This is a genomic window from Virgibacillus sp. Bac330 (assembly GCF_003667845.1).
In the GTDB taxonomy this organism is placed as follows: Bacteria; Bacillota; Bacilli; order Bacillales; family Amphibacillaceae; genus Virgibacillus; species Virgibacillus chiguensis.
Map to the genome: position 1 here is coordinate 942837 of NZ_CP033048.1, position 25716 is coordinate 968552.

A 25716-nucleotide genomic window follows, 5' to 3' on the forward strand; every position below is an offset into this window, starting at 1 on the left:
ATTTTGTTTATGAAAGATTGCCATATAATTATGCGAGGTGGTATTTTAATCTAATGAATTATTTTATATAGCTAACTCACTAGCGTTGCATGAAAATAATTCTCGAAAGTAAAGTCTTTTAATTCGCCGTCTTTTTAAATGGAAAGAATATTCTGCCATAATATATACTTGTAAATAAGAAAAGAACAATAGGCTTTAAAGGTAGTTCTCCATCCATTTTTAGAATTGGATCGTATGTTAGAGGAATAGAGCATTTGACTGTCAAAAGGATAACAAGTGCTTTTTTTAATATATGAAGAGATTTCAATATGTCATAAAATGAATAAATCATATAGCTAGTGAGGTTTTTTCCTTTGACAGTAAGTTGGAACAGTTTAAAATAGTGAAATAAAAATAACTTGATGAACGTTCAATATGCAGAGACATGTATTATTCTTCTGCCGACATCTTGCCGACCAACTTATTGGTTTACGTTATCTTTTAAGATTATATGTTTGCTCGAAAATGTTGTTAAATGGGGATGTTTGTAGGTTGAAGTTGGTTGATGTATCCTAATATTTCACCTTGACAGGGTGGAGGTCGTTGGTTCGAGCCCAATCGGAATCATACCTCAGAACGCTTGGTACGAAGGTATCGAGCGTTTTTTGTATGCTATAGTTTATCTTTTTTCCATAGAATTAAATATTAATCTGCCTTGATCTTATCACTTTGTAAGTTTTAACTAAATGGCATGATTAGGTGAAATGAACATCGGAAAAGATTTCAAATATGAAATAATGGAGGTAAGTGATGGAGAAATCAATAAAATTAACTAATACTTTACTGTCGTGTATGGGAGAGCATGAAATTACATCCATAACGGAGGAAAAACAGAATTCTGAATATAAAGGGTTTAGTTTTAGTGTGTTTGAACATACATATCGGAGTCGTTTGGCTAAATTAACCGCAAAGAAAAAGGGGTATTTTGTAGCGTTTTGGGAAAAAGATATAAATAATTACAATCAAGCTTATTCTTATGATGAAAGTCCTAACAAGATCGTTATTTCGGTAATAGATGGTGAACGGAAGGGTCAATTCATTTTTCCAAAATTAGTATTACTTCAACAAGGTGTGTTGCGTAGTGAAACGTCCAAAGGAAAAATGGCAATGCGAGTTTACCCCTCTTGGGAGCAGGAGCTAAATAACGCTGCGGAAAAATCTCAAAAATGGCAAATGAAATATTTTATTGATGTTACAAAAGCAGTGGATATTGCAAGACTAACAGATTTGTATTTCTCTTAAATGTTAGTACATTAAACTGCTTCGTCACGTATTCTATCTTAGAAAAAATTTAGCGGAATGACCGCGACAAGCAACGTAAACAAATATAAAACACTACTACTTAGACACAAATAGCAATCAGAGGGGATAGAATATGTATTCCCTCTAATTGAATTGTTCATTATTCCTCGTCTTCTTTAACCATGTAAGCTCTTTTGAATAGCTCCATTTGACTATCTATTTTCGGGTCTTCGTCTGCCTTTTCTACATAATGATATATGCCATTTTGATCTTGCATGCGAGCTTTTACATTGTCATTACTTATAATTTGCAATATTTCGTATAATCTCTGTTTTATGTTGCCATCAATAATTGGAAAAAGCAGCTCCACACGTTTCTCCATATTTCTCGTCATCAAATCGGCAGAAGAAAGATACATTTTGCTATTTTGATGATGATGAAAATAATATATGCGAGTATGTTCCAGGAAACGACCTACAATACTAATGACGCGTATATTTTCGCTGACACCTGGTATTTGTGGGCGTAAGCAACAAATACCACGAACGATTAGATCAATGTTAACTCCAGCACAGGAAGCTTCATACATTTTCATAATCAAATCTTTATCCGTTAAAGAATTCATTTTAAAAATAATATATCCATCCCCGTATTTCTTATGGTTCTCCATTTCTATATCTATATCGGACAAAAAATCTGTTTTCATATCAAATGGGGCCATGGATAATTGATGAAACAATGGTTTTTCTGCATAGCCACTTAAGTAATTGAAGAAGTTAGTTGCATCAATACCAAATTCGCGCTTGGACGTAATAATCCCCATATCTGTATAAATTTTAGCGGTTTGATCATTATAATTTCCTGTGCCCAAATGAACAAATTGTTCAATTTGATTATTTCTTCTTCTCACCACGAGTGTAATTTTACTATGTGTTTTTAAATAAGTCATACCGTAAATAACATGACATCCGGCTTTTTCCAATTCCTTTGCCCACTGGACGTTATTTTCTTCATCAAAGCGCGCTTTTAATTCAACGAGCACGGTAACTTGCTTTCCTTGTTCTGCAGCTCTTTTTAAACCTTCTATAACAGGTGAATCTCCGCTTACTCTATACAATGTTTGTTTAATTGCTAATACGTCAGGGTCATCAGCTGCATCGGATACAAAATCAACGATTGGTTCGAAGGATTCATAAGGATGGTGAAAAAATAAATCCCGTTCTTTTGCTAACTCAAACAAATCTTCAGAATCTCCCATATCCTGCGGTGGTTGGGGGATTAATGTTTCATACACTAAATGCTCATGCGTAGGTTCAAGGGACTTGTGAAAACTGAACAAAAAGGTCAAATCGATGGGACCATCTATTTCGTACACATCTTTATAATGAATCTCCAATACGGACAACAGAAAATTTAACATGTTAGGGTCATATTGTTTTCGTTTCACTTCAAGTCGAACAGCGGCTCCCCATTTTCGCTTTTTCAATTCTTTTTCAATTTCTTTTAATAAATCTCGAGCTCCTTCTTCATGAATTGTCATATCAGCGTTCCGGGTAATTCGAAATTCTGTTACAGAGATAACTTTATAACCGGCAAATAATTTGTAAATGAAATGGCTAATAATGTCTTCAAGCATAATAAAATAGGTGATGTTAGAATATGGAATATCTACCTTAATAAAACGTTTTAATACGGAAGGCACTTGAACAATAGCAGTTTTAACAACTTCTTCAAGTTCCACAATATCATTTTTAACACGTTCATCTTCTAATAATACGGCAAGATTAATGCTTTTATTTGCCAACATAGGGAATGGGCGATAGGCATCCACTGCCATAGGGGTTAACACAGGGAAGACTTGATCATCAAAGTATCGTTCCATGTTTAACTTCATTTGTTGATCGAGGTCATCCATAGTTAGGAATGTAATGTTTTCTTGGGCTAACATTGGCACTAGCACATGCTTGAAAGTAGAGGATTGCATGTCAATTAGCTGGTGGTTCTTCTTGGAAATAGCTGCAAGCTGTTCTTTTGGTGTTAAGCCTGCTTTATTTTCAGGTTTGTTAAATCCAGCCTCTACTTGATCTTTAAGTCCTGCAACACGAACCATAAAAAACTCATCTAAATTGGAACTGAATATAGCTAAAAATTTACATCGTTCTAGCAAGGGGTTACGCTGATCCAACGCTTCTTGTAACACACGTTCATTAAATGCTAGCCAACTAAGTTCGCGGTTGTTATAATATTTAGGATCTCCTAGGCGTTTTCTGTTTTCGTTCAATTGCATTCTCTCCTTACCCCTATACGATTTCTTCATTTTCCATCCTACATTATAAGTATTAAGGAATTGTAAATTTATATTCAAGTTTCTTTAAAGATTTTCGTTTTTCGTTTTGCGACGTACGATATTGGAAAAGTTTCGAATAGTAGTCGTTGTATTTGGAGCAACAGAAGTTAAAATCTGTGTTAATGTGGGTGAAGTTCTTTGCTGTATTATAGGGTAAGCATAGTTTTTAGGGTATAGTTTAAGCATAATGACGCGTTCCATCGTAATAAAAACTTGGCGACAATAGACTAACACAATAAAATGGGACAATAAAAAACACCTTCGAAATGATATAATTAAATCAATACAAATCGGAGGTGTTTTTGCGTGGGCAAAACTGAGTTTTTCTAATACTGTAGTTAAAACAATCGTTTTCTTTCATTTCATTTATTATTGCTGATAGCAAAAGCAAACGTTAATATTTCTGTGAAGTGCTTTTTCCAAGTGTTTTTTTTGCTTTTCAACTTGATATGCTTCTGGCATCCAATCTTTGTCACAGTAAACATGAAAAGTAATCACTTCTTCATCAACAAGGATATCTATGTCTTTTACAATATTTCTCTTCGTCGAGTCAAAGCAGTACGCCAGTTTTAATAGAGCACCTATGGTCTGTAATTTTTTCTTTTCTTTCTTGACAAACCATTCTTTAAACGGTTCTAAATATTGTTTAAATTTATGCTTGCTTTTAAAAGATGCGACAAGTGCAATTTTTAATCGTTCTATATGCATAAGTCCATCTACGGTGCGATTTGCTAGAAGGTAAAAGGTGTGCTGGGAAGAAGACTCTGAATCAATGTACTTGCCAAGGTTGAATACATAGGCACCACGCTTTAATAATTCATAATCGATCTTTCCTATATAACCAAGCCCGCTATTGCGTAAGGCGTCAAAAATTTTTGTTGCAATGGTAATAACTTGGTGAACTTGCTTATAATTTATATTAAAATCAACAATTAATTCATTAAAACTCTCTTCACGTACATTTGGAAATTTGGTGATGCCAAAATCACGCATAATTTGCTCATAAAATATTCCATCACGTAACCCTTTTCTACTTAGCATGAAACTTGTAGCCTCTATATGCTCGTATAAAGTATGAAATACTTCAATAGCAGGCAAAATAATGTCTGCTCTATCTTTACTTAACCCTTCTACTTTCTGTAATTCTTTGTAAGGGAACTTACGTAGGTGATTTTTAACATAGCCTATGTCATTTTCTTGAATCCGATACTGATGTACGCCAGCTAATGGATATTTTTTTAATGCTTGGTCAATTTGAATCATATTTCGGGCACTACCGCCAATACCGATTAAATGGACTTGTTTATTGTATAACCATGAAATGGAGGTGAATTGCTGCTGTAGATAGGTTTTAATTTGTTCCATTTCTCTTTCTGTTGGTACGTCGTGTTGTACAAACTTTTGTTTCAGAGTCAAAGCACCAAAAGGCATGCTTTTAGAGTAAACTAATTGTCTATCTTTAAAATAAGTAAGTTCTGTACTTCCGCCACCAATATCAATGGTGATACCTTCAGAGACGGTTGTTGAATTGACAACGGCTAAATATCCGTAATAAGCTTCTTCTTCTTCTGAGAGAATTCGTGTATCATAACCGCTTTCTTGTACAATTTTTTGTATGATTTCTGCCTTATTTTCAGCTTGCCTAATTGTTGCAGTAGCGACACATATTATTTCATTTAATTCATATGTATCCGTTACTTCTTTAAAGCTACGTAAAATGTTAGCTAGTATTCCCATTCCTTCTTGGTTAAGATAATGATTTTCTTCTAAGTAATTTCTAAGTCTGGCGACTGCCTTTACATTCTCAATTTCCTGAAAGCGACCGCTCTTTTCTTTAAGATAGATTACGAGACGAATGGTATTCGAACCAATATCAATAATTGCATACTTTTCTTCATTCAATGGGAACACACCTTTTGTCGTTAATGGTTTATTTCGTTCATTATAGCACAAGCTTTCCCATTTTGGTTTTACATGAAACATGCTGTCTTGCTACTTCTTAGTCTTGATTTGTCCATTGTTGTAGGTAATTAATAACCTATTCTTCGCATATAATTTCTTAAAACGGTGTTAGAGTGCCTAAATAATTGCTTTTCTTGTTCTGATAAATTTAGCTCAACAATGTCTTGGATACCGCTTCGACTAATTTTTCCAGGCACGCCAGTAGCTATACTTTTTTCTCCATACTCACCGTCTAATATGCAAGAAGCAGGTAAAATTTGTTGGCTATCATTTAATATTTGGGTTGTAAAGTACGCTAACGCATTGCCTATTCCATAATATGTTGTCCCTTTTCGTTTTAAAATTTCAAAGCCAACGCGTTTCACTTTTTCTACCGTATCATCTAAATCAAGTTTGGTAGCTAGATGTGGCTTCTCATCCAATATTTCTAATAACGGTTTACCACCAATTGTGCAATGTGACCAAACAGCAAATTGGGAATCACCATGTTCGCCCATTGTATAAGCTTGTATACTTCGAACATCAATATCAAGTACCTGTGCTAAATATGTTTTGAGGCGGGAAGAGTCGATCGATGTACCTGTTCCAATCACTTGATGACGTGGTAGGCCAGATAACTTCCAGATGTGATATGTAATAATATCCACAGGGTTTGTAGCAATTAAAAAAATGCCATTAAACCCAGACTTCATTATCCTGGGGATGGTATCATTCATTATTTGCGCTCCGGTTTCCAATGTATCGAGTCGAGTTTGGTTCTCATTTGGTGGAGGACCAGCACTAACAATAATAATGTCCACATCAGCTGTATCTTGAATAGAACCTGTATAAACTTTCGTCCGTGAAGGAAGAAAATCCATACAATGAATGAGGTCTAGTGATTCACCAACCGCTTTTTCTTGTTTCATATCGATCAATAGCAATTCGTCGCAAATCCCTTGGTTTATAAGGGCATATGCCGTACTTGAACCGACAAAGCCAGTTCCTAAAATAGCAACTTTACGCAGTAGTTTGTTCATCAGATCATCTCCTATAATTTAATTCCTATTTCATCAGCACAATGCTTTTTAATGTATAGGAAAAAATAAAATTAGGTGCTTGTGGTAATGAAATAACCGAATAGCCATTTACAGCTATGGCCCAGCAACTAGGCGACTTTACTCCATTACTCCATCATCGATTCGCCCTAAGAGAAAGGCCGACTAAAAACAGGCCTGCCCTTGTTTGAGTGGCATGATTTCTTTATTTCCTTTGATTCTTTCCATTCGCTACGTTGCTAAACGGACACTTGCGCCTTTGTTCTATTCGCGTTAGCAAGTAAATAGCTTTTTAATAAAGAAAGTTATTGCCACAGTTAAGAAATAATTATGTCACTAAAAATAATGCTTCAGTAAATGCATTCTATAAACAGGAAAGTATAGTTATTTAATGGAAATGATGATTAAGTTTGATTATATAATTAATTTATTCTAATCGCAAATTGCGGAACTATTAAAATGTTTAATGAAAACTCCGAGAGGTAAGAGATTATAAAAACAGGTGGAGCTATATAATTTAGAAAGAAGGTAATTCACCCTAACTTTTAATCTTCATCTAACAATGTAGAGGATGAAAAGTATTGATCTTTTAAGAAACGAGAATGTATATGAGAATCGACAAACAAAAAAGGAGATGATAAAATATAGAAAAGTCAGAATAAAAGGTTGTTTAATGATGCTTTAAGGGGGGGAAATGATGAAGAAATATGGGAGGCAATTTATTACGTTTCCAGACGTGACAGTAATGGTTATTATTTTTGCGGTCATGTTAGGGTTTACTATTCCGAATTTATACGATTGGAGGATTTGGGCTGCGATTGGTGTAGGTATGATGACATATGCAATTAGTGAATACATGATACACCGGTTTTTATTTCATATTAAAAAACCGAAGAAGCCATTCTTATTAAAGATAATTAAGCGCTTACATTATGATCACCACGTTGATCCTGATGATGTGAAATTGCTTTTCTTGCCACTCTGGTTTAGTTTACCTAACTTTATCATTTTAGTAGTGATTTGCTATGCTATTACTAGCAATTTGAATTTGACAATGGGCTTTGCAACAGGTGTCATCGGATATTTCTTGTTTTACGAATGGAAGCATTTTGTAGCTCACAAGCCAATTCAACCGGTAACAAAAATGGGGAAGCAAATTAAAAAATCACATCTTTGGCACCATTATAAAAACGAAAATTACTGGTTTGGTGTGACACATCGTGCGGTAGATAAAACGATGGGAACATACCGTGACCATAAAAAAGTAGAAAAAAGTGATACAGCGAGGGATTTAGAAAAGCGCGCATAAACAACGAGAGCTATTTTAAAAGTTTACAGCTATTGATGTAAACGAATGCAGATAATGGGACAGAAAAGCTTATAATATTGATCTATGAAAATAGTAAGTAGAGAAAGCTTTCTATAGTCTATGTAGTAGTTACTCTCTAAGGTTATACAACGTCATTAATAAATGAAAAGGACTCAAAACATAGGTTTGAGTCCTGTTACAGTAAGTTAGGAAAAAGGTATTTCCATGATGACTGTAGTGCCTTCGTCTGGCTCGCTAATGATGATTAATCCTTTTCCAAACATTTGTTTGAAACGGCGATTTGTATTTGCTAACCCAATCCCTTTACTTTTACTACTTGAATCTTCTAGCAAGCTTTCGACCTTATCCTCTTTCATGCCCACACCGTCATCAATAATAGCTATTTCATAATAGGTTTCAAGTTTGGTGATTCGAATAGTAACCTTCCCACCATCCATTCGTTGTAAAACGCCATGTTTTACAGCGTTCTCAACAATTGGTTGAATCGAAAGAGGTAAAATTTGAAAATTGCTATCTTCTGTAATTTCCCATTCAATTTTTAACCTATCACCGAATCGCTCTTGTTCGATATAAAGATAAGAACGGGTAAGTTTTAGCTCATCTTCAACATGAATAAGTGTCTGAGTATTATGAATGCCAAAGCTTAGACGTAAATAGTTTCCAAATTCATGAAGCAAAGTAACCATTCTTGATGTATCAATGGAACCTAAGGAAGCAATCGTATTTAAAGTATTAAACAAAAAATGTGGTTGTATTTGAGCTTGAAGCCAAGCAGCTTCCGTTTTTAATTGGTCATTAATTGATTTTTTTAATTCAGTTAAAGCGCGAACTCTAGCACGTAACTCTAAAATCTGTGCCGGTTTAGCTATATAATCATTTGCTCCTGCTAAAAATCCTGCATAAATATCCTCAAACTGTTGCCGTGCAGTTAATAACAGGATAGGTAGTTCTGATAGGCTGTATCGTTGTCTTACTGTTTGCGTTAATTCATACCCAGACATGTTCGGCATCATCACATCACAAATGATAAGATCAAACTTGCCAATTTCGATGCATTGTAATGCTGTTTCTCCACTATAAGCTGTCGCCACTTCGTAATCGGTAGATAAGATATTATATAATACTTTAAGGTTTACAGAGTCATCGTCAATAAGAAGAATTCTTTGACGTTCATTATCAATGGAGCTTGCTATAGCTGATCCACAATCGCTTTGGATCACGGACGGAGCAGGATATAAGGTTTCTCCAACAGTCTCATGATCATCTTTATCAAATGTGTGGGCAATGGGGATGGTGAAAAAGAAAGTAGATCCTTTATAAAGTTTGGAAGTTACACGAATGGTTCCTCCGTGTAATTCTATTAATTTCTTACATATGCTTAATCCAATGCCAATTCCACCGTTATTAGTTTCAGGTCTATTTTCTTGTACATAGGGTTGAAAAACCTTTTCCGTTGTTTGTTCACTCATACCTATGCCAGTGTCTTTTACTTGGATCATCGCCATTTTTCCTTTTTGTTTAGCTTCAATTGTTATTTCTCCTTCATTAGTAAATTTAACAGCATTATGCAGGAGATTAAACAATATTTGCAAAAGACGATTTTCATCGGCATAAAGCTTTGGAAAAGAAGGAGAAATATAAACGTTAATCTGTATTTTTTTCCCTTCTATTAGGAATGCAATCATGTCAATTAAACCAGAAATAATTGCATGTAAATCGATTTCTTTTCGTTTTAATGTGATCCGTTCATCTTTTAATCTTGTTAAGTCAACAAGGTCATGAAGCATATAAGACATTTGTTGTCCAACACGTACAAGTAGTTTTAGGTGATATTTATTATTTGAAGATAAAGTTGCACTGTCTTTATCAAGGATAGATTGACCGATATTCATCATTGCGTGCAATGGGTTTCGTAATTCATGAGATGTATTCATTAAAAAGACATCTTTTTGTTTATTTGCTGTTTGTAAAGCTTTCGTTTGTTGTTTATTTAAATTTAGCAAATGAGCATAACGTTGCAATAAAACGAAGGCAATTAGAATATTCATTAATAGAAAATCAAATGGGTAATAGGGCATTTCTATAAGGTTGTCATTTAATAACATTCCCCATACTACATTAATTCCATAACTAACAATGAAAAGAAGGATAATGATAGAACCCTGATCTCTTCTTTGTGTAATAGGAGCCATTAGTTTTAACATAAAAATAACAGCTATAATCACAAAAATATTTGCTAACCAAGCTAAAGTATGAAATAGGGAGATTGGAACAATGATAAAAGCTATACTAAAAAGACCGTATATAAGTAAGAAATAAGCAAAGAAACGATCACGTAAAATATACAGAGACTTGATAAAATACAACATAGAAATTAATGTAGTTAGAAAAAATAAATAGAGTAAGCGATAATACCATTCAATTGGGATAGGTAAGTGTATGATGACATTATCGTCAATCAGATTTGTAAATCCTACGGTAGCAAGCATAAAACCAAAATATAAAAGCGTTTTTTTATGCTGCCCTTTACCGAAATAAACAAGACTAAATACATATATGACATGTAAAAAGTAGATGACACTTACTATCATTTGTAATACTGAAAACAAAGAAGTTTCTTTTTGTATAGCGTTTGTTGAACCAAACCATACAGAATCAGTTATACCTCCTATAAAAGGTAATTCGTGGTTGGATACATGTAGCGTCAACTCTACTTCATCTTGATCTGGGGAAAAAGGTACAGAAAAAGTTCCGTACTTTTCTGTCATACTATTTTTCACGTGTGGCTGATTCATTTGAGAAACAAGTTTTCCATCTATATATACAGCAACTGATGAAAGAACTTCTGAAAAACGAAAGGAAAGGAGCTCTGGCCGATTTTTAGGTAACAATATTTTTAATTGGTATGTACCGAAACCGTATGCTCCGCTTTGTTCGTCACTATTTACATCATTGATCCAGTTATGAGGGAGTTGAACGGCTTTTGTTGTTTCACTATTTATGGAAGGCGCTTGGATGAATAAATGAGGAGAAAAATTCCATGTACCATCTAATAGATATGTTTCCTCAGCTGTTAAGTTAACATCTTGAAAATTAATGACGCCATTTTTTGCAACTGGTTCTTTGGGCGCTTGATGGACATATATCCAACTAATACGAAATAACATTAATAGTAAAGCGAATAAACTCATGATTAAAAATAATCGGGTTTTGGATATTTGTTCTGTCTTTTGTAACAAAGCTGTTCATTCCTTTATCTAAATGTAAGAAATTTGCTTTTAATAATACCATTTCATTTAGGTTAAGTTAGTATGGATTGTTTTGTTTATTTTTGTGCTGTTTTATAGAAAGCAATAGCGTGTTAAAAGCACCAATTGCAATTGTTGCTTCTATGAATATAGTACTAAAAAGTATAGATTGCAAGGTTAAACTATTCGTTTAAATGGTAAAAAAAGTATATTTATAGTATATTTCATTCACATCTAATTGTATTGTCGTTCTTCATGTAAGTTGTCAAGACTATTTTTCGATCGCAACGGTAATACACCAACCTGGATTTTTGCAACATACACGTACAAAAAATATGAACAACGAGGTACTTTGACACGTTTTGTCATATTCTAAAGAGAATATCTTACACTCTAGACATATTCCGTAATTTACTAATAAAAGATAATGTAGATTTTTTCCATCCTATGCTATGCTAAAAGTATATGAAAAAGGTTGAATACAATGCAACAAGATGCATATAAAATCGTCTTTATGTCTTGAAAGCATCGTATATTAGATCTAAAGCACACTGATTTTTTATCTACATATAGGTTGTTGTAAGGAACAAGGATAAATAATGTATGATCTTATACTACAATAAGTATACACAGTAGATAAAATGACCTAAAAGCCCAATTCGTTTTAAGTATGTTTTTACTATAAAACGTAGGTAGGTTTGAAAGGGAGGCTACCGAATTGAAAGCCATTCTTGTAGATGATGAACAAATGGCATTGGATTTTTTAGAACATTTATTAAAGGAACTTGATGGAATAGAAATTGTCGATAAACTTACGAATCCTTTTTTTGTAAAAACGAGTATAAGTAAAAATAATCCAGAGGTTGTATTTTTAGATATTAATATGCCACAAGTAAATGGACTGGAATTAGCTGAGCAAATTTTGGAACTAGATTCTAGCATCCATATTGTATTTGTGACGGCGTATGACGAATTTGCTATTAAAGCATTTGAAATTAATGCATTAGATTATTTGTTAAAGCCTATTCAAAAAGACCGTTTAAAGAAAACGATTCAACGCTTGGAGGGGGATATTTTATTTCATAATGAAAAGAGTATGTTGCAGCAGGATCGTTTACGCCTGAATGTTTGTGGTAGTTTTTCCATCACAAAAGCAAATAGAGAAGTGGACTTGATCTCTTGGCGAACTTCAAAAGTTAGAGAGTTGTTTCATTATTTGCTTCATAACAGAGGGAAACTAGTAAGGAAATCATTATTAATTGAATTGTTATGGGGGGAGTTGGATCCAGAAAAAGCTTATGCACAACTTTATACAGCTATCTATCATGTTAGAAAAACATTAAAGCAATACCCAGATAATTTTCAACTGGAAAATATGACAGAAGGATATATTTTATCTACTCAAGCCATCGATATCGATATTGAATTATGGCAAAAAAAACTGGCAGGTTATGCATCTGTTGAAAAGAATAATATTGACCATTATGTTAAAGCAATGGAATATTACACAGCGCCTTATTTTGATGACTATGATTATTGGTGGGCAGAAAATGAAAAGATTAGATTCGAAAGAGTATGGTATAGAACAGCGATGCAGATAGCTAAAGTTTTTACATCTATTTCGTCCTATGATAGAGCAATAGAATGGTATAAACGCATTTATGAACGCTACCCAGAACAAGAAGAAGTACATTTTGCAATAATGAAGCTGTATTCTTTTAGGAACGAAACAGAAAAAGTGGAAAGGCAATATGCTTATTTAAAAACATTACTACAAACGGAATTAGGGACTAGCCCAAATATAGAAATTACAAGTTGGTACCGTCAGTGGAAAAAATATCATATGTAAAAGTGAATGTATAGACATTTGTATATCTTAAATAATTGTAATTAATTACTCATTATAAACTGTAAAGAATTTGTAAAGGAAGGAAAGGTATAATGTATTTTGGTATAAATTACTAGGTTATTGGTATGTTTGTTTAAAATAAGTTAAATTTTAGTTGGCTCAAAACGTGAAATTTGTCATGAAACCAATCTATCATAGAGGTTATAACTCTTTTTATACGCTAAGGGGCTCTCATGACTTCTATGGAGCGGCTATCTGTTGGGGAAAAACATTAAAACAGAATGCTGCAGACAAGTTTTCTAATATGGAGGAAGAAGAAAGCAATGAAAATTACTAAACGTAGCATAGGTATTTGCTTCATGATTGCTGGAGTAATATTCGTGTCAATCCCGTTTTATTATGAATGGAAACAAGCAAAACAAGTTGCAGCATTAGAAGAAGCTTTAGCGATGGTGACGGAATCGGATGAGAATGCTGTTGATTTATCGTCGATAGAAGATCTCCCCTTTTCAGAAGAAGAGCTAAAGGGCGTAATTGAATTAGAGATCCCTTCCATTGACCTCAAACAAAAAATCCTAACCCAAACTACGGAAGAAAATTTAAGCATTGCTTTAACACAAATTAAATCAAATCAAACACCGGGAGAGGGTAATTTTACCGTTGCTGGTCATAGAGGGTATCGAGGAGATCGACATTTTAGACAACTACCTAATGTAAAGCCAGGCTCTAAAGCTTTTTTACAAACAGCGAAACAAACTTTTATTTATGAAATTAAAACATCAGAAGTAATTGAACCAACAGCTGTGGAAGTTTTGGATGATCGTGCAGGTGAAGATGAGCTTACTCTTATCACATGCACCCTCGATGGTAAGGAGCGAATTGCAATTAAAGGAACGCTAGTAGGAAAAAATGATTTATGATCATGATAAAAAACGAGCAAACAAGGAATATAGCTATGTCATTTTTAGTGTGCTTATATAAAACCTCTAGCCCAACATCTGTAGAAACATAGTTCTATAAGATTTTACCATAAAAGTTCTATTGGAGGTGAAGAAGAAAATGATAAATGTACTTATGATGAATACAAGCGACATTTTTACACAGGGATTAAAAATTTTATTAGAAGGCGAAGACGATCTGGAAGTTTTAGAAGTCTCCGATCGAGAATCCAATTTTATTGAACAGATAAGTGATTTTGAACCAGATATATTGCTAGTTCATTTAGTTCATGGAGTAAGTGATACATTAAAAAAACAAATAAATGAAATAAGAGAAAAGTATAAACAAATCAGGGTTATATGTATTTTTGTATCCTATGATAAGAAGTTGATCAAGGAAGCTTTAACTTTAGGGGTAAAAGGCTTTTTACTAAGTCACAGTAGTGGAGAGGGGCTTATTCATTCCATTCGAAGCGTGTGGCAGCATCAATATGTGTTTGCGGATGAAATTGTTACGGAAATGATTGACTTTTTAGGAACAGAGTGTATGAACAAAAAAGAAAAACTTAGCCGTTTTTTTTCTTCGCAAAATATGGATATGAATGATAGAGATATTGATATATTATTTTTAATTTATAAAGGGTATAAAAATTTAGAAATAGCTAATGAATTGAATTTGTCAGAAAAAACAGTTCGAGACTATGTGAGCAAGGTGTATAAAAAATTACAAATAAATCATCGTCATAAAGTTAAAGCATATTTGACATCCATTATACACGAAAAAATGAAAGAATAAAATAGACAAACTTCTCAAAAGAAGTTTGTCTGTTTTATTCTAGTCGACTTTGTTGATTGTTCTTCATAAACATATACAAAGAAGCGCTGAAAATGGTGAGATAACCGATGATACTTAGTACATCTGGTATTTGTCCAAAGAGGGCTATACTGATTAATGCAGAATAGACAACTGTGGAATAGAAAAAGATAGATATTTCCTTCGCTGGTGCGTATTTGTAAGCAATTGTTATGCCGAATTGCCCTACAGTAGCAAAAATACCCGCTAATAAAAGGTAAACCCATTGTTGCCAAGACATAGGTTCATAAAATGCGATGACAAACGGTAATAAAATCACAGTTGTAAAAAATGAAAAGTAAAAAACAACAGTGTAAAATTGTTCTTTTCTACCTAACACACGTAAAACGGTATAAGCTCCTGCTGCAAATACTGCTGAGAGAAAACCTGCAATATAGGGGATAATTTCTGATGAAAATGTCGGTTTAATAATGAACAGTGTTCCAGCAAAAGCAATGATAATCGATATTACTTGAAATAATCGTGTTTTCTCTTTTAAAAAGAGAGCTGCAAAGATGATGGTGAGAAAAGGACTCATTTTATTAAGCATATCTGCATCCGACAGAACTAAATGGTCAATGGCGTAAAAGTTAAGCAAAATCCCTACAGCTCCTAAACTTGACCGAAGCAGTAAAAATTTTTGGCTGTCTTTTTTTCCAAATAAGCTTGCACCATAATATTTTACGAATCCAAATGCAATGACCATAGATATTGCATTTCGAAAAAGTGTTTTTTGGACTGTTGGAACATCGCCTGAAAGCTTAATAAAAGCTCCCATCATAGAAAAGCCAAACGCGGACAATAGTAATAAAATAATACCTTTATTACGGTTACTCATAGTTGTCATCTCCAAATTAGTGAATTTATTAAAAACGACAGCTTTGTCATAAAAACTTGGCGACAAGCCAAGTTTTTTCTAAAGTAATTCAACAAAGACATATTCTTTCATAAAAGTGATTGAATGTCTAGAGAAAACAACTCATCCTACACGCTTAAAAAACTGGTAACAAAATTGTAGCAATTTTACTTTGTTAAACCGACTGTTTTTGCAGAAGTAGAAGATGATATGCAGATAGCAAGAGAAGAAATATTTGGTCCTGTTGTTGCTGTTTTCCCATTTGATACGACAGAAGAAGCAGTTAAAAGAGCAAATGATAGTCAATATGGGCTAGCAGCTGCCGTTTGGACTGAAAATATCCGAACAGGACATCAAATTGCAAGAAGGTTAAAAGCGGGTACCGTATGGATGAATGATTGTAATCAGGAAAATCCTGCTGCTGCATTTGGGGGATATAAGCAATCAGGTATAGGCCGTGAGATGGGAAAGTATGCACTCGACAATTATACAGAAGTAAAAAGCGTTTGGGTTAATTTACAATAAAGTAAAGTATTGCTAAGTAAAGGCATTTCATGATCGATTCATTTTCTGAGCTTGTTACTTGATGGAAGAAGGGAGTCGTTTGAGGAAATTACCAGCTATAAGCAAATGCAACATAGAACAAGCCGAACAATCAAACGTTCGGCTTGTTTATCCTATAAAACGTTCGAAATTGCACTCTTTCTGAGAAAACAATCAAATTTTGGATATATAGATACTAATACATACTTTGAAAAATCTGCTGATTTCAGTACTATGATGCTAATAGTAAACTTTTTTGTTCTTTTTTAAAACAGCAATGACAAAAAGGCAGGATGAAAGGAACATAACAAGAGCGAGGATAACGATTGTAATCCGCAGTGATAGGATATCAGCTGTAATACCTATTGCTAAGATAAATAAAACTTGCAGCGTACTTTGTATGAACTGGAATATACTAGTTACCCTCCCCATAATATCTACCGGTACATTATTTTGATAAAATGTCATGATGCCTGCATTTAGAAATACTAAAAAAAATCCTAAGATTAAAAAACCAATAACAATGGATGTGAAAGACCAAGAGAAAGCGTAAATGACATACCCAACTGCAGTCATAATAATGCCAATGCTTATCATGTTTCTTATGGAGAATTGATTTGAAAATACAGATAATAAAATAGCACCTAAAACAGAACCAAGCCCCGTTAAGCTAATTAACAGACTATATTCAATTTCAGATAGACCTATAATTTGCTGTGTGAAAACGACTTCTTGTGCATCCATAGCAAAGGTAAACAGCATAATAAAAATAAAGCCCAGATAGATATAGCTTACATATTTGTTTTCTTTTAGAAAGCGTTGTACCACAGTAAAATCTTTTATAATTTGCGAAAAGGTCAAATTAGGGATTGCTTCTTTTACAATGTATTCTGTCTGGGAGATAAATAACAATAAAATGGATGCTAATAAAAAGGATATGGCGTTGATCCAGAGCGTTATCTCTACACTTGTTGATAAAATAAGTGTACCACCGATGGCTGGGCCAATGATAAAGGCGCCAGAACTAGCAAATGAATGAAAAGAGTTGAAGCGTTTTCTTTTTTCGTTTGGAACGAGAATCGTAATGTAAGTAGTTGATGCAGGATGGAAAAAAGCGTTCGCTATACTCAGAACGACAAGGATAATATAAATGACAATCATGTTTGGTGCAAAGGGGATGAGGCTGATAAAAACAGCTCGGATTATATATGTTACGCTCATTACATAACGCTTACTCCGATAATCAATAAAACTTCCTGTCCAGAACTTTGTGAGTATATTTGTTAATGGTCCAATAATCCAAAGGCCTGCAACTGCGGCTGCTGAACCAGTAAGCTGATAAACAATGATGTTAATAGATACTAAATGGATAAAATTACCAATGCTTGAAATGCTAATGGATAACAATAATAATATCGGATTTTTCCAATTATTCATTCCGAAGTTCTCTCCCCATTTTATGTTAAGGAAAGTATAGCATAAAATTTCACCGACAGTGATAACGAAATTTTCACAAGACAGTATGAAGTATAATACGCCTTAAATTTCCCCATTTTGCCCATAAGACATTTGATGCTGACCTAAAATTTACTAGTGAACTATGTTTGATGGAAAACTCTCTTGGGAAAACATAACTAAGATCGCAGTAAAGGAGTGGGAAAAATGATTAAAATAACCCCAGCAAAGGTGGATAATGCAATTGAAATTGAGGTGCAAGGAAAAGTAGAAGAAGAGGATTTGAATCATTTTGAAGAATTTTTTATGCTGAAAAGACAAGAATATAATAAAGTTAATATACTTCTTCTACTTGATAAAATGGAAGGAATGACTTTGAAAGGTGTTTTGGAAGATTTGAAAATGATACAACATTTAAAATATATACAAAAATTGGCAATTGTGAGTGATAAGAAGTGGATAGAAATAGGAGTTAAACTGGAGAACCTGCTTCCAGAAACAAAAGTTGAGCATTTTACACCAGACAATAAGGCTCAAGCGCAACAATGGTTAGGTAAATAAGATTTAACTTTCATTGTATTGGTGTGAAACAAACTGGCTTTGTCAATTCCTACGCTGTTGGTTACAGTGTAGGTTTTTTTGCTGTTGGCTAATAAGTATAAGTGGTGGATGGTAAATTCTTAATGAGACACGTGCTACTACTATGTGAGGGGTTTTTTTACATATATTAACAAAGGAATTGACGGATTTATTACATGTTTGTTTCTGAACGTCGCCTCAACACTTTTTATGGTATTATAACGGAGGGGTATTGATTGTGAAACACATAAATTAAAGTACAATCAAGCTCTTACACAGTTAGTAATGAAAAGATTTACATGAATAAATATATATTTAAGGATGATTGTGAATGATCGAACTTATAGCGACAGCAGAATCAGTGAACCAAGCAAAGTCATTATTAAATGCTGGTGTTGATACATTATATGTTGGAGAGGATACATTTGGTCTCCGTTTACCAGCAAGTCTATCGCGAGAAGAAGTGAAGGAAATATGTTATATAGCCCATGAAAATAATAAAAAAGTATGTGTAGCAATGAATGCTATTATTCATAACGATCGAATTAAGTTAATTCCTGGCTATTTTGAGTTTTTACAAGAACTAATGGTTGATTCGGTAACTATTGGTGATCCGGGAGTTATCCATTTACTACGCAAGTATCAAGTGCAATTACCATATGTGTATGACCCTCATACGATGGTTACGAGTGCAAAACAAGTGAATTTCTGGGCGCAGCGTGGAGCCAAAGGTGCAGTACTTGCAAGGGAGTTAACGTATCAAGAATTACATTCTATAGCTACCAATGCGATAATTCCTGTGGAAGTACTTGTTTATGGAGCAACTTGTATTCACCATTCAAAGCGGCCCCTCCTTACGAATTATTTTAGTTATACAAAACAGCAAAACGTGAATAACAAAAATTTATTTATGGCAGAAGCGAAAAAACCAACAACACATTATTCAATTTATGAAGACATCAATGGTACACATATATTTGACACAAATGATATTAACTTATTACCTTATTTAGAAAAATTAGCGCATGCACGGATTTTAAAATGGAAACTAGATGGGATCTACACACGAGGACAAGCATTTGTAGAGATTGCAAAGCTTTTTGTTCAAGCAAAACAGGCGTTTGTAGATAATGGTTGGAGCGATCAGTTGCAGGAAAATTTAACAACAAAATTAATAGAAAATCATCCATATGAACGAACGCTGGATGCTGGATTCTTTTTAAAAAATCCAGAAGATGTGCAGTAATGTGTTGTTTGCATTATAGGAGGAGTTAACATTTTAGTGTTAACTTATAAAACAAAATCTTTTGCCATGGGGCTAGGATATAAGCCAAGGCATAGATTTTGTTAACCGAATGTATTTGACTCCCAAAATAGGTACGTAGCTTTGAGTTTATTTCAAAGGCTCTTTATTTTAATTGAAATTAACTTGATGAATGAGTGAAGGAAGGTTTGTGAATCATGCAAGTTTTAAAGAAAAAGCCAGAAGTTTTAGCGCCAGCTGGAACATTAGAAAAATTAAAAACAGCTATATACTACGGTGCAGATGCTGTTTACATTGGTGGAAATGCATACGGATTACGAAGCCGTGCAGGTAATTTTTCGTATGAAGAAATGCAGGAAGGGGTTGCCTTTGCCAAAAGACATGAAGCGAATGTGTATGTTGCTGCAAATATGGTAGCTCATGAAGGAGATATGAAAGGAGCTGGGGATTTCTTTCGAACGATAAGGGATATTGGGGTCCGTGCAGTTATTGTCTCAGATCCAGCTTTAATTGAAACGTGTATGATAGAAGCGCCGGGGCTTCCGATTCACTTATCGACACAATCTTCTGCAACGAACTATGAGACGTTGAACTTTTGGAAACAAGAGGGTTTGGAGCGTGTTGTATTAGCAAGAGAAGTTGGAATGGATGAGATTAAAGAAATACGAAATCATACAGATGTAGAGATTGAAGCATTTATCCACGGTGCAATGTGTATTTCATATTCTGGGCGTTGTACGTTATCTAACCATATGTCTGCTAGAGATGCAAATCGAGGCGGTTGTTCCCAATCCTGTCGTTGGAAATATGATTTGTTCGAGTTGGAGCATCAAGGCGTTTGCCAAGCTTATACAGATGAGGAAACGGATGAACCATTCTCCATGAGTGCGGTAGATATGTCTATGATTCACCACATTCCCGACTTTATTGAAAATGGCGTAGATAGTTTGAAAATTGAAGGAAGAATGAAATCAATCCATTATGTTTCTACGGTAGCAAATGTGTACCGCAAAGCTGTTGACAGTTATTGTGAAGATCCTGCTCATTTTACATTCCAGCAAGCTTGGGAAGATGAACTTTGGAAAGTGGCACAACGTGAATTATCAACTGGTTTTTATTACGGAACGCCGAATGAACAGCAGCAATTATTTGGACGTCGTAGAAAAATTCCGGTATATAAATTTGTTGGTCAAGTATTGGAATATAATGATGCTTCCAAAATAGCTACTGTACAACAACGAAATAGTTTTTCTGTCGGAGATAAAGTAGAGTTTTACGGCCCTGGCTTTACACATGTTTATCAAACAATTAATCAGATGTGGAACGATGAGGGTGAGCCTATAGAGCGAGCTGCTCACCCAATGATGAAAGTCCGTGTGCAAATGGATGCACCTGTGAAGCCATTCGATATGATGAGAAAAGCAAAATAGTAAGATGAATTTTTAATATGTGAAAAACCGTACTAACGTTTACAAACTTCTTCCAAGTGGTATTACAAAAAGTAAACTTAATCATACTTGGAGGTTGTTTGTTTGAGTACAAAGCGTAAAAGAAGGCAGCAAAAAAAATTAATTGATTATCAAATTTTCTTACCGGCACTGTTCATCATTATTGCTATTAGCATTCCCTTATCATTGTATGAAGATGAATCGCTGAAAATTTTAAATATGATATTTAATAAATTAGTAGATGTGTTTAGTTGGGGCTATCTTTGGTATGCAATTATCTTAGTAGGCGTAGCGTTTTATTTATCTTTTTCAAAATACGGTAAAGTGGTGTTAGGAAATCCTGCTGATAAGCCACGGTTTACATTATTTGAATATGCGTCTATTTTAATTGCTATGGGTTTAGGCTCAACGATTATGCGTACAGGCATGACGGAGTGGGCGAATGTTGCGGTTAACCCACCATTTGGAGTCGCTCCTCAGTCAGCGGAAGCTATACTGTGGGGGAATTCATATAGTATGTTTTTATGGAGCTTTCAAACATTTGCTATCTTTGTGATGGCTGCTCCAGCAATGGGGTATATTTTACATGTGAGAAAGAGTCCAGTCATGCGGATATCTGAAGCTTGTCGTGTTATTTTCGGGGACCAATTTACAGATGGTGTCGGGGGCAAAATTTTAGATGTTATCTTTCTAATAAGCATTCTAGCAGGAGCCGCTGTAACATTAGGACTGGGCGCGCCGATTGTTACGTATAATCTTGCTGAACTATTAAACATAGAAATAAACTTTACCCTAACGTTTATTGTTACAGTTGTATGGGTGCTTTTATTTTCAGTGAGTGCTTATTTAGGGATAGAGAGAGGAATAAAAAAGTTAAGTACATTTAATATGTATCTTGCTGGTGCATTTGCTTTAATTATTATGCTAATAGGACCTGGTGTTTTTATCCTTAATTACTTTACGGACAGTGTTGGATTTTTAGTGTCTAATTATGTCGATATGTCTTTTCATACAAATGCTTTAAGTATCGGTGGGACTTCGCATATAGAAAGTCAGACTATATTTTGGTTTGCTTATAATGCTACTTGGGCCATGTTGCACAGCGTATTTGCGGCGAAGATTTCTTATGGTCGTACGATTAAAGAAATGATATTAACGTATTTAATGGCTCCAACTTTTATTTCTTGGGTAGCAACAGGTGTACTTGGTGGTTTAGGTGTAAACAGTTATTTGTCAGGTGATGTTTCCGTCTTAGATACGGTAGCAAATAATGACGCTATGCAAGCTATTCCAGATATATTATCGTCGTTACCATTTTCAACGATCGTGCTTATCATGTTTATTACGATTGCAATGATTTTCTTAACGACTACATTAGATTCTACTACGTATACTATCGCGTCTTATACGAGTACCGAAAATATGAGCAAAGTGGAACCGTCCAAATATTTACGCATCATTGTCGCTGCTGTTATTACAGTGCTGGCGTTAATTTTAATGCGAATAGGTGGTTTGCCGCCGTTAGAAGTTGTTTCAGGATTATTGGGGCTCCCAATAATTGTTGTTCAATTTCTAACGATATATGCTATTAAAAAAATGATCGATGAAGATAAAGCTTGGAAAACAAATGTACGTGATGAAGAATAAGTTGTTTAAAAGATATGGAGTGAAGAACCTCTAGTAGCTTAGACTGAAAAGTTGCTAGAGGTTTTTTAGTTTCTATAGGAAAGCATAAATGTAAAGTTTATAATTCTTACCTGTTTTATTTCATTTGTAAGGAAAATATGAAAAAATTTCCGAAAGAGGGGATAGTAATAGAATTAATAGCAAATATTAACATGGTTAATATTAGTGTTCTACTATTTTCGAATAGAATATTTCACCTAATACTTGTACTATAGGATATATAGAGGGAGTATAAAATTTTGGGGTTTATAGGATAAGGAAAACAAAGGCTTTCTCCATAATACTTGGCGACAAGCCAAGTATTTCTAAAAGATAGCACAGCTAATGGCGATTTGCATTAAAAATGGCACATAGATGTTTATGGGTGCTCGATTGCGAAAGACTTGGCTTATTGCCAAGTCTTTCGCAATCAATTGCAGTTTAAATTGCAATTGCTAAACCAAAGATTGCAATTTAAACTGCAATGATTTGGTCTTGGTAGCTAAACTAGGGACTTTGTATAATATAAATGAGGTGAAGATAGATGAATAATCGCGCGCGAGATATTGTTTTATTATTTATTGAAAATGATCATTTTTTTACGGTCCATGCACTTACGCAACACTTTTCTGTAAGTCAACGTACATTTACAATGACTTAATGGACATTGATGCATTTTTGGCAGCATATGATCTTCCCTCTTTACTACGTCAAAAAAGAAACGGCATAAAATTACAGCTTCGGAAATCGGATCAAAAAAAACTAAAAGATCTATTGGATCAAGAAGAACTAGGGGTCTATTCACCTGAAGAACGAAAAAATGCTGCTTTACATTATATGTTAACTCGCCATGAATATGTAACTATTGATCAAGTTTCTAACTTTTTAAAGGTATCGAGAAATACGGTAATTAACGATATGAAGCAATGGAAGTTTTGGTTACAGGATCAATCATTATCGTTAACATCCTATCCTTATAAAGGCTTGAAAATAGAGGGTACAGAATTAGCAATGAGAAAAGCACTCTTAACAATTTATAAAAATGAAAAAAGAGAGCGTGTACAAATTACAAGTGTAGAACAGTCTATTCTAAATGAGTTTCTTTCTGTTGAAGAGATCAACCACCTTACTCGTATGGTTAGAAAGGCTGAAGATGATCTGCAAATAATTATTTCAGATCATTCCTACTTTAGAGTTATTCTTCACCTTGGATTGGCTATTACTCGCGTAAAGATGCGACGTACACTTAACGATGAAGCGATTTCTGCAAGTATTCTAGAAACTCGTGAGTATGAAGTAGCTTGTATCATCCAAAAAGAAATAGAACGAGCTTTTAGCATCGTGTTTCCAGAAAACGAAGTAATGTATTTTGCTTCACAACTTGTTAGTAGTAGTCTGCAGGGGGCGAAACAATACGGAAATACGAACGACCAATGGCTTCCATTACAAATGGTAACTCGTACTTTTGTTGAAAAGCTAGAAACGGTATTTCATATGTCGTTTATGGAGGATGCGCAACTATTTAACGGTTTAATGGCTCATTTACGGCCAGCCATTTACCGGCTTAAAAATGATACGCACATTGAAAATCCTGTTTTAAATGCTATAAAGGAAAACTACCAATATGTGCATCATCAAGTAATGCAGACAATCCCTGTTGTTGAAACGCAGTTGGACGTTAACTTTAATGAACATGAAGCTTCTTTTATTACGATGTATGTTACTGCAGCTATAGAAAGACAAAAGAAAAAAATCCGTAGAAAGCCTGTTGTCATTATTGTTTGCGATACAGGAATGAGCACATCACAAATGTTAGCAACACAATTAAAAAATTTGTTTCATATCCGTGTACTAGGTGCATTTCCAGCCAGACAGGCTGCTGAAATTGTTCAACAAGAGTTCATTGATTTAGTCATAACGACTGTTTCAATAGAGATTAAAGGGACAGAAGTTATTAATGTGAATCCTGTATTATCAAAAGAAGATATTCAGAAATTAGCTTTGTTATTAGAAAAGTTTGAGGGACAAGAGTTGCTTGTGTTGGATATTTTGCAAATTATAGAGCCTTACTGTACTGTTCTTAATTCATTGGAGCTTAGAAATAAGCTACAGCAGTATTTTCAGCATGATGCAACAAAAACGCGTCAACTAGAGAGGAGAGCAAATCCTGTGTTAATTGAAGTATTGAATGAAAATCTGATTATTACACAATCAGATGTACAAGATAGAGATAGTGCTGTAAAACTAAGTGGTGAATTGCTCTTGAAAAATGACTTAATTAAACGAGATTACATTGAAGCAATGGTTAACAATGTTCATGAAAATGGTACTTATATCGTCATTGCACCTGGGATAGCCATGCCCCATGCAAGACCAGAGTATGGAGCAAAAGAAATTGGTTTTAGCATTGTTACATTGAAAGATCCAATTGCTTTTGGGCATAGAACGAATGATCCTGTGAGAATTGTTATTGGTTTTTGTGCAATAGATCACGAAACACATTTGACTGCATTGTCAGAATTAGTGGGTGTTTTAAACCAAGAAGAAAAGCTAACGGCGATTTTAAACGCTGAATCATCAAAAGAAATTATGGATATTTTTCAAAAGGAGGAAAAACAATGATTAAAATTGTTACAGTTTGTGGTGCTGGTGTAGGGAGTAGTATGATGTTACGGGTATATGCACAGCAAGTGCTGTCTGAAGAAGGAATTCAAGCTACTGTGGAGGCATCAGATATCAGCTCAGTAAGTGCGGATGAATATGATATTGTTATAACAACGTCTGATTTTGCAGATATTTTACGCAATTCAAAAGCGAAGGTTGTAAGAATTGATAACATGATGGATAAAGAGTTGCTCAGAACAGAATTAATGAAAGTAATTTAGCGATAGTGTTATTTCTTTTAAAGGTTGCTCAGTTAGATTCAATAAGTTATTGAGCAACCTAGAAATATAATTAGAGCATCATTATGAACCATCAAGGTGACATGAATAACCGAATAATAACCTTGGTAAAAGGACTTGTAGTTATCCAGTAGTTGTAGCATAGAACAATTAATCTT

Annotated in this window: 18 protein-coding genes and 1 pseudogene; 13 read left to right on the forward strand and 6 right to left on the reverse strand. The window is 34.3% G+C overall.

The annotated features are described in order from the left end of the window. Positions 1-789: 789 nt before the first annotated feature. Positions 790-1281: a MepB family protein gene (locus D9780_RS04230; RefSeq protein ID WP_121639396.1), complete on the forward strand. Its 492-nt coding sequence runs from the start codon at positions 790-792 to the stop codon at positions 1279-1281. Positions 1282-1441: 160 nt separating this feature from the next. Here D9780_RS04230 and D9780_RS04235 read toward each other — a convergent pair whose 3' ends face one another. From D9780_RS04235 to D9780_RS04250, 3 genes are all read right to left on the reverse strand, one after another. Beyond that, positions 1442-3568, reverse strand: a complete 2127-nt coding sequence (locus tag D9780_RS04235; RefSeq protein ID WP_121639397.1) for an RNA degradosome polyphosphate kinase — start codon at positions 3566-3568, stop codon at positions 1442-1444. 429 nt (positions 3569-3997) lie between these two features. Further along, positions 3998-5611, reverse strand: coding sequence for a Ppx/GppA family phosphatase (locus D9780_RS04245; protein WP_121639399.1), 1614 nt, complete (start codon positions 5609-5611; stop codon positions 3998-4000). A 47-nt stretch (positions 5612-5658) separates the two neighbouring features. Continuing rightward, positions 5659-6609 (reverse strand): L-lactate dehydrogenase, encoded by a 951-nt coding sequence (locus D9780_RS04250; protein WP_121639400.1) that lies wholly within the window; start codon positions 6607-6609, stop codon positions 5659-5661. A 712-nt stretch (positions 6610-7321) separates the two neighbouring features. Between D9780_RS04250 and D9780_RS04255 the strand changes: the two genes are divergently transcribed. Then, on the forward strand, positions 7322-7936 hold the full coding sequence (locus tag D9780_RS04255) for a sterol desaturase family protein (RefSeq protein ID WP_121639401.1): 615 nt from the start codon (positions 7322-7324) through the stop codon (positions 7934-7936). A 206-nt stretch (positions 7937-8142) separates the two neighbouring features. On the opposite strand, the gene D9780_RS04260 is transcribed toward D9780_RS04255, so the two are convergent. Continuing rightward, positions 8143-11196, reverse strand: coding sequence for a hybrid sensor histidine kinase/response regulator (locus tag D9780_RS04260; protein ID WP_121639402.1), 3054 nt, complete (start codon positions 11194-11196; stop codon positions 8143-8145). Positions 11197-11923: 727 nt separating this feature from the next. Here D9780_RS04260 and D9780_RS04265 point away from each other — a divergent pair. From D9780_RS04265 to D9780_RS04275, 4 genes are all read left to right on the forward strand, one after another. Further along, positions 11924-13054, forward strand: a complete 1131-nt coding sequence (locus D9780_RS04265; protein ID WP_121639403.1) for a response regulator — start codon at positions 11924-11926, stop codon at positions 13052-13054. A 166-nt stretch (positions 13055-13220) separates the two neighbouring features. After that, the gene (locus tag D9780_RS20975; RefSeq protein WP_162985785.1) at positions 13221-13391 is read left to right on the forward strand and encodes a hypothetical protein; all 171 of its coding nucleotides are present in this window, start codon (positions 13221-13223) and stop codon (positions 13389-13391) included. After that, positions 13384-13974: a class D sortase gene (locus D9780_RS04270; protein ID WP_121641427.1), complete on the forward strand. Its 591-nt coding sequence runs from the start codon at positions 13384-13386 to the stop codon at positions 13972-13974. The genes D9780_RS20975 and D9780_RS04270 overlap by 8 nt, the downstream gene beginning before the upstream one ends. Before the next feature lie 139 nt (positions 13975-14113). Further along, on the forward strand, positions 14114-14788 hold the full coding sequence (locus tag D9780_RS04275) for a LuxR C-terminal-related transcriptional regulator (RefSeq protein ID WP_073010892.1): 675 nt from the start codon (positions 14114-14116) through the stop codon (positions 14786-14788). Positions 14789-14822: 34 nt separating this feature from the next. Here D9780_RS04275 and D9780_RS04280 read toward each other — a convergent pair whose 3' ends face one another. Beyond that, a complete protein-coding gene (locus tag D9780_RS04280) occupies positions 14823-15683 on the reverse strand; it encodes a DMT family transporter (protein WP_073010895.1) in 861 nt (286 codons plus the stop codon). 186 nt (positions 15684-15869) lie between these two features. Between D9780_RS04280 and D9780_RS04285 the strand changes: the two are divergent. Then, positions 15870-16226 (forward strand): annotated as a pseudogene (locus D9780_RS04285) (aldehyde dehydrogenase family protein); the annotation flags it as partial. 258 nt (positions 16227-16484) lie between these two features. Here D9780_RS04285 and D9780_RS04290 read toward each other — a convergent pair. Beyond that, positions 16485-17681 (reverse strand): MFS transporter, encoded by a 1197-nt coding sequence (locus D9780_RS04290; protein ID WP_121639404.1) that lies wholly within the window; start codon positions 17679-17681, stop codon positions 16485-16487. A 225-nt stretch (positions 17682-17906) separates the two neighbouring features. Here D9780_RS04290 and D9780_RS04295 point away from each other — a divergent pair, with 225 nt between their 5' ends. From D9780_RS04295 to D9780_RS04320, 6 genes are all read left to right on the forward strand, one after another. Further along, positions 17907-18260 carry a SpoIIAA family protein gene (locus tag D9780_RS04295; protein WP_121639405.1) on the forward strand — a complete coding sequence of 118 codons (354 nt, stop codon included), beginning with the start codon at positions 17907-17909 and terminating at the stop codon, positions 18258-18260. Between the two features lie 352 nt (positions 18261-18612). Then, on the forward strand, positions 18613-19524 hold the full coding sequence (locus tag D9780_RS04300; protein WP_371413730.1) for a peptidase U32 family protein: 912 nt from the start codon (positions 18613-18615) through the stop codon (positions 19522-19524). 215 nt (positions 19525-19739) lie between these two features. Next, a complete protein-coding gene (locus D9780_RS04305) occupies positions 19740-20972 on the forward strand; it encodes a peptidase U32 family protein (protein WP_073010911.1) in 1233 nt (410 codons plus the stop codon). Between the two features lie 102 nt (positions 20973-21074). Continuing rightward, a complete protein-coding gene (locus tag D9780_RS04310; protein ID WP_121639407.1) occupies positions 21075-22637 on the forward strand; it encodes a BCCT family transporter in 1563 nt (520 codons plus the stop codon). Positions 22638-23315: 678 nt separating this feature from the next. After that, positions 23316-25277, forward strand: a complete 1962-nt coding sequence (locus D9780_RS04315; protein ID WP_121639408.1) for a BglG family transcription antiterminator — start codon at positions 23316-23318, stop codon at positions 25275-25277. Beyond that, entirely contained in the window at positions 25274-25540 is a 267-nt protein-coding gene (locus D9780_RS04320) for a PTS sugar transporter subunit IIB (protein ID WP_077703161.1), read from the forward strand. Before D9780_RS04315 ends, D9780_RS04320 begins: the two co-directional genes overlap by 4 nt. Positions 25541-25716 lie beyond the last annotated feature (176 nt).

What these genes read in the sequence shown, in the direction of transcription:
- D9780_RS04250 (WP_121639400.1), bottom strand. Translation starts at nt 6,609, where the DNA reads ATGAACAAACTACTGCGTAAAGTTGCTATTTTAGGAACTGGCTTTGTC.
- D9780_RS04315 (WP_121639408.1), top strand. Translation starts at nt 23,316, where the DNA reads ATGGACATTGATGCATTTTTGGCAGCATATGATCTTCCCTCTTTACTA.
- D9780_RS04305 (WP_073010911.1), top strand. Translation starts at nt 19,740, where the DNA reads ATGCAAGTTTTAAAGAAAAAGCCAGAAGTTTTAGCGCCAGCTGGAACA.
- D9780_RS04230 (WP_121639396.1), top strand. Translation starts at nt 790, where the DNA reads ATGGAGAAATCAATAAAATTAACTAATACTTTACTGTCGTGTATGGGA.
- D9780_RS04290 (WP_121639404.1), bottom strand. Translation starts at nt 17,681, where the DNA reads ATGAATAATTGGAAAAATCCGATATTATTATTGTTATCCATTAGCATT.
- D9780_RS04255 (WP_121639401.1), top strand. Translation starts at nt 7,322, where the DNA reads ATGATGAAGAAATATGGGAGGCAATTTATTACGTTTCCAGACGTGACA.
- D9780_RS04235 (WP_121639397.1), bottom strand. Translation starts at nt 3,568, where the DNA reads ATGCAATTGAACGAAAACAGAAAACGCCTAGGAGATCCTAAATATTAT.
- D9780_RS04320 (WP_077703161.1), top strand. Translation starts at nt 25,274, where the DNA reads ATGATTAAAATTGTTACAGTTTGTGGTGCTGGTGTAGGGAGTAGTATG.
- D9780_RS04275 (WP_073010892.1), top strand. Translation starts at nt 14,114, where the DNA reads ATGATAAATGTACTTATGATGAATACAAGCGACATTTTTACACAGGGA.
- D9780_RS04245 (WP_121639399.1), bottom strand. Translation starts at nt 5,611, where the DNA reads ATGTTTCATGTAAAACCAAAATGGGAAAGCTTGTGCTATAATGAACGA.
- D9780_RS04295 (WP_121639405.1), top strand. Translation starts at nt 17,907, where the DNA reads ATGATTAAAATAACCCCAGCAAAGGTGGATAATGCAATTGAAATTGAG.
- D9780_RS04280 (WP_073010895.1), bottom strand. Translation starts at nt 15,683, where the DNA reads ATGAGTAACCGTAATAAAGGTATTATTTTATTACTATTGTCCGCGTTT.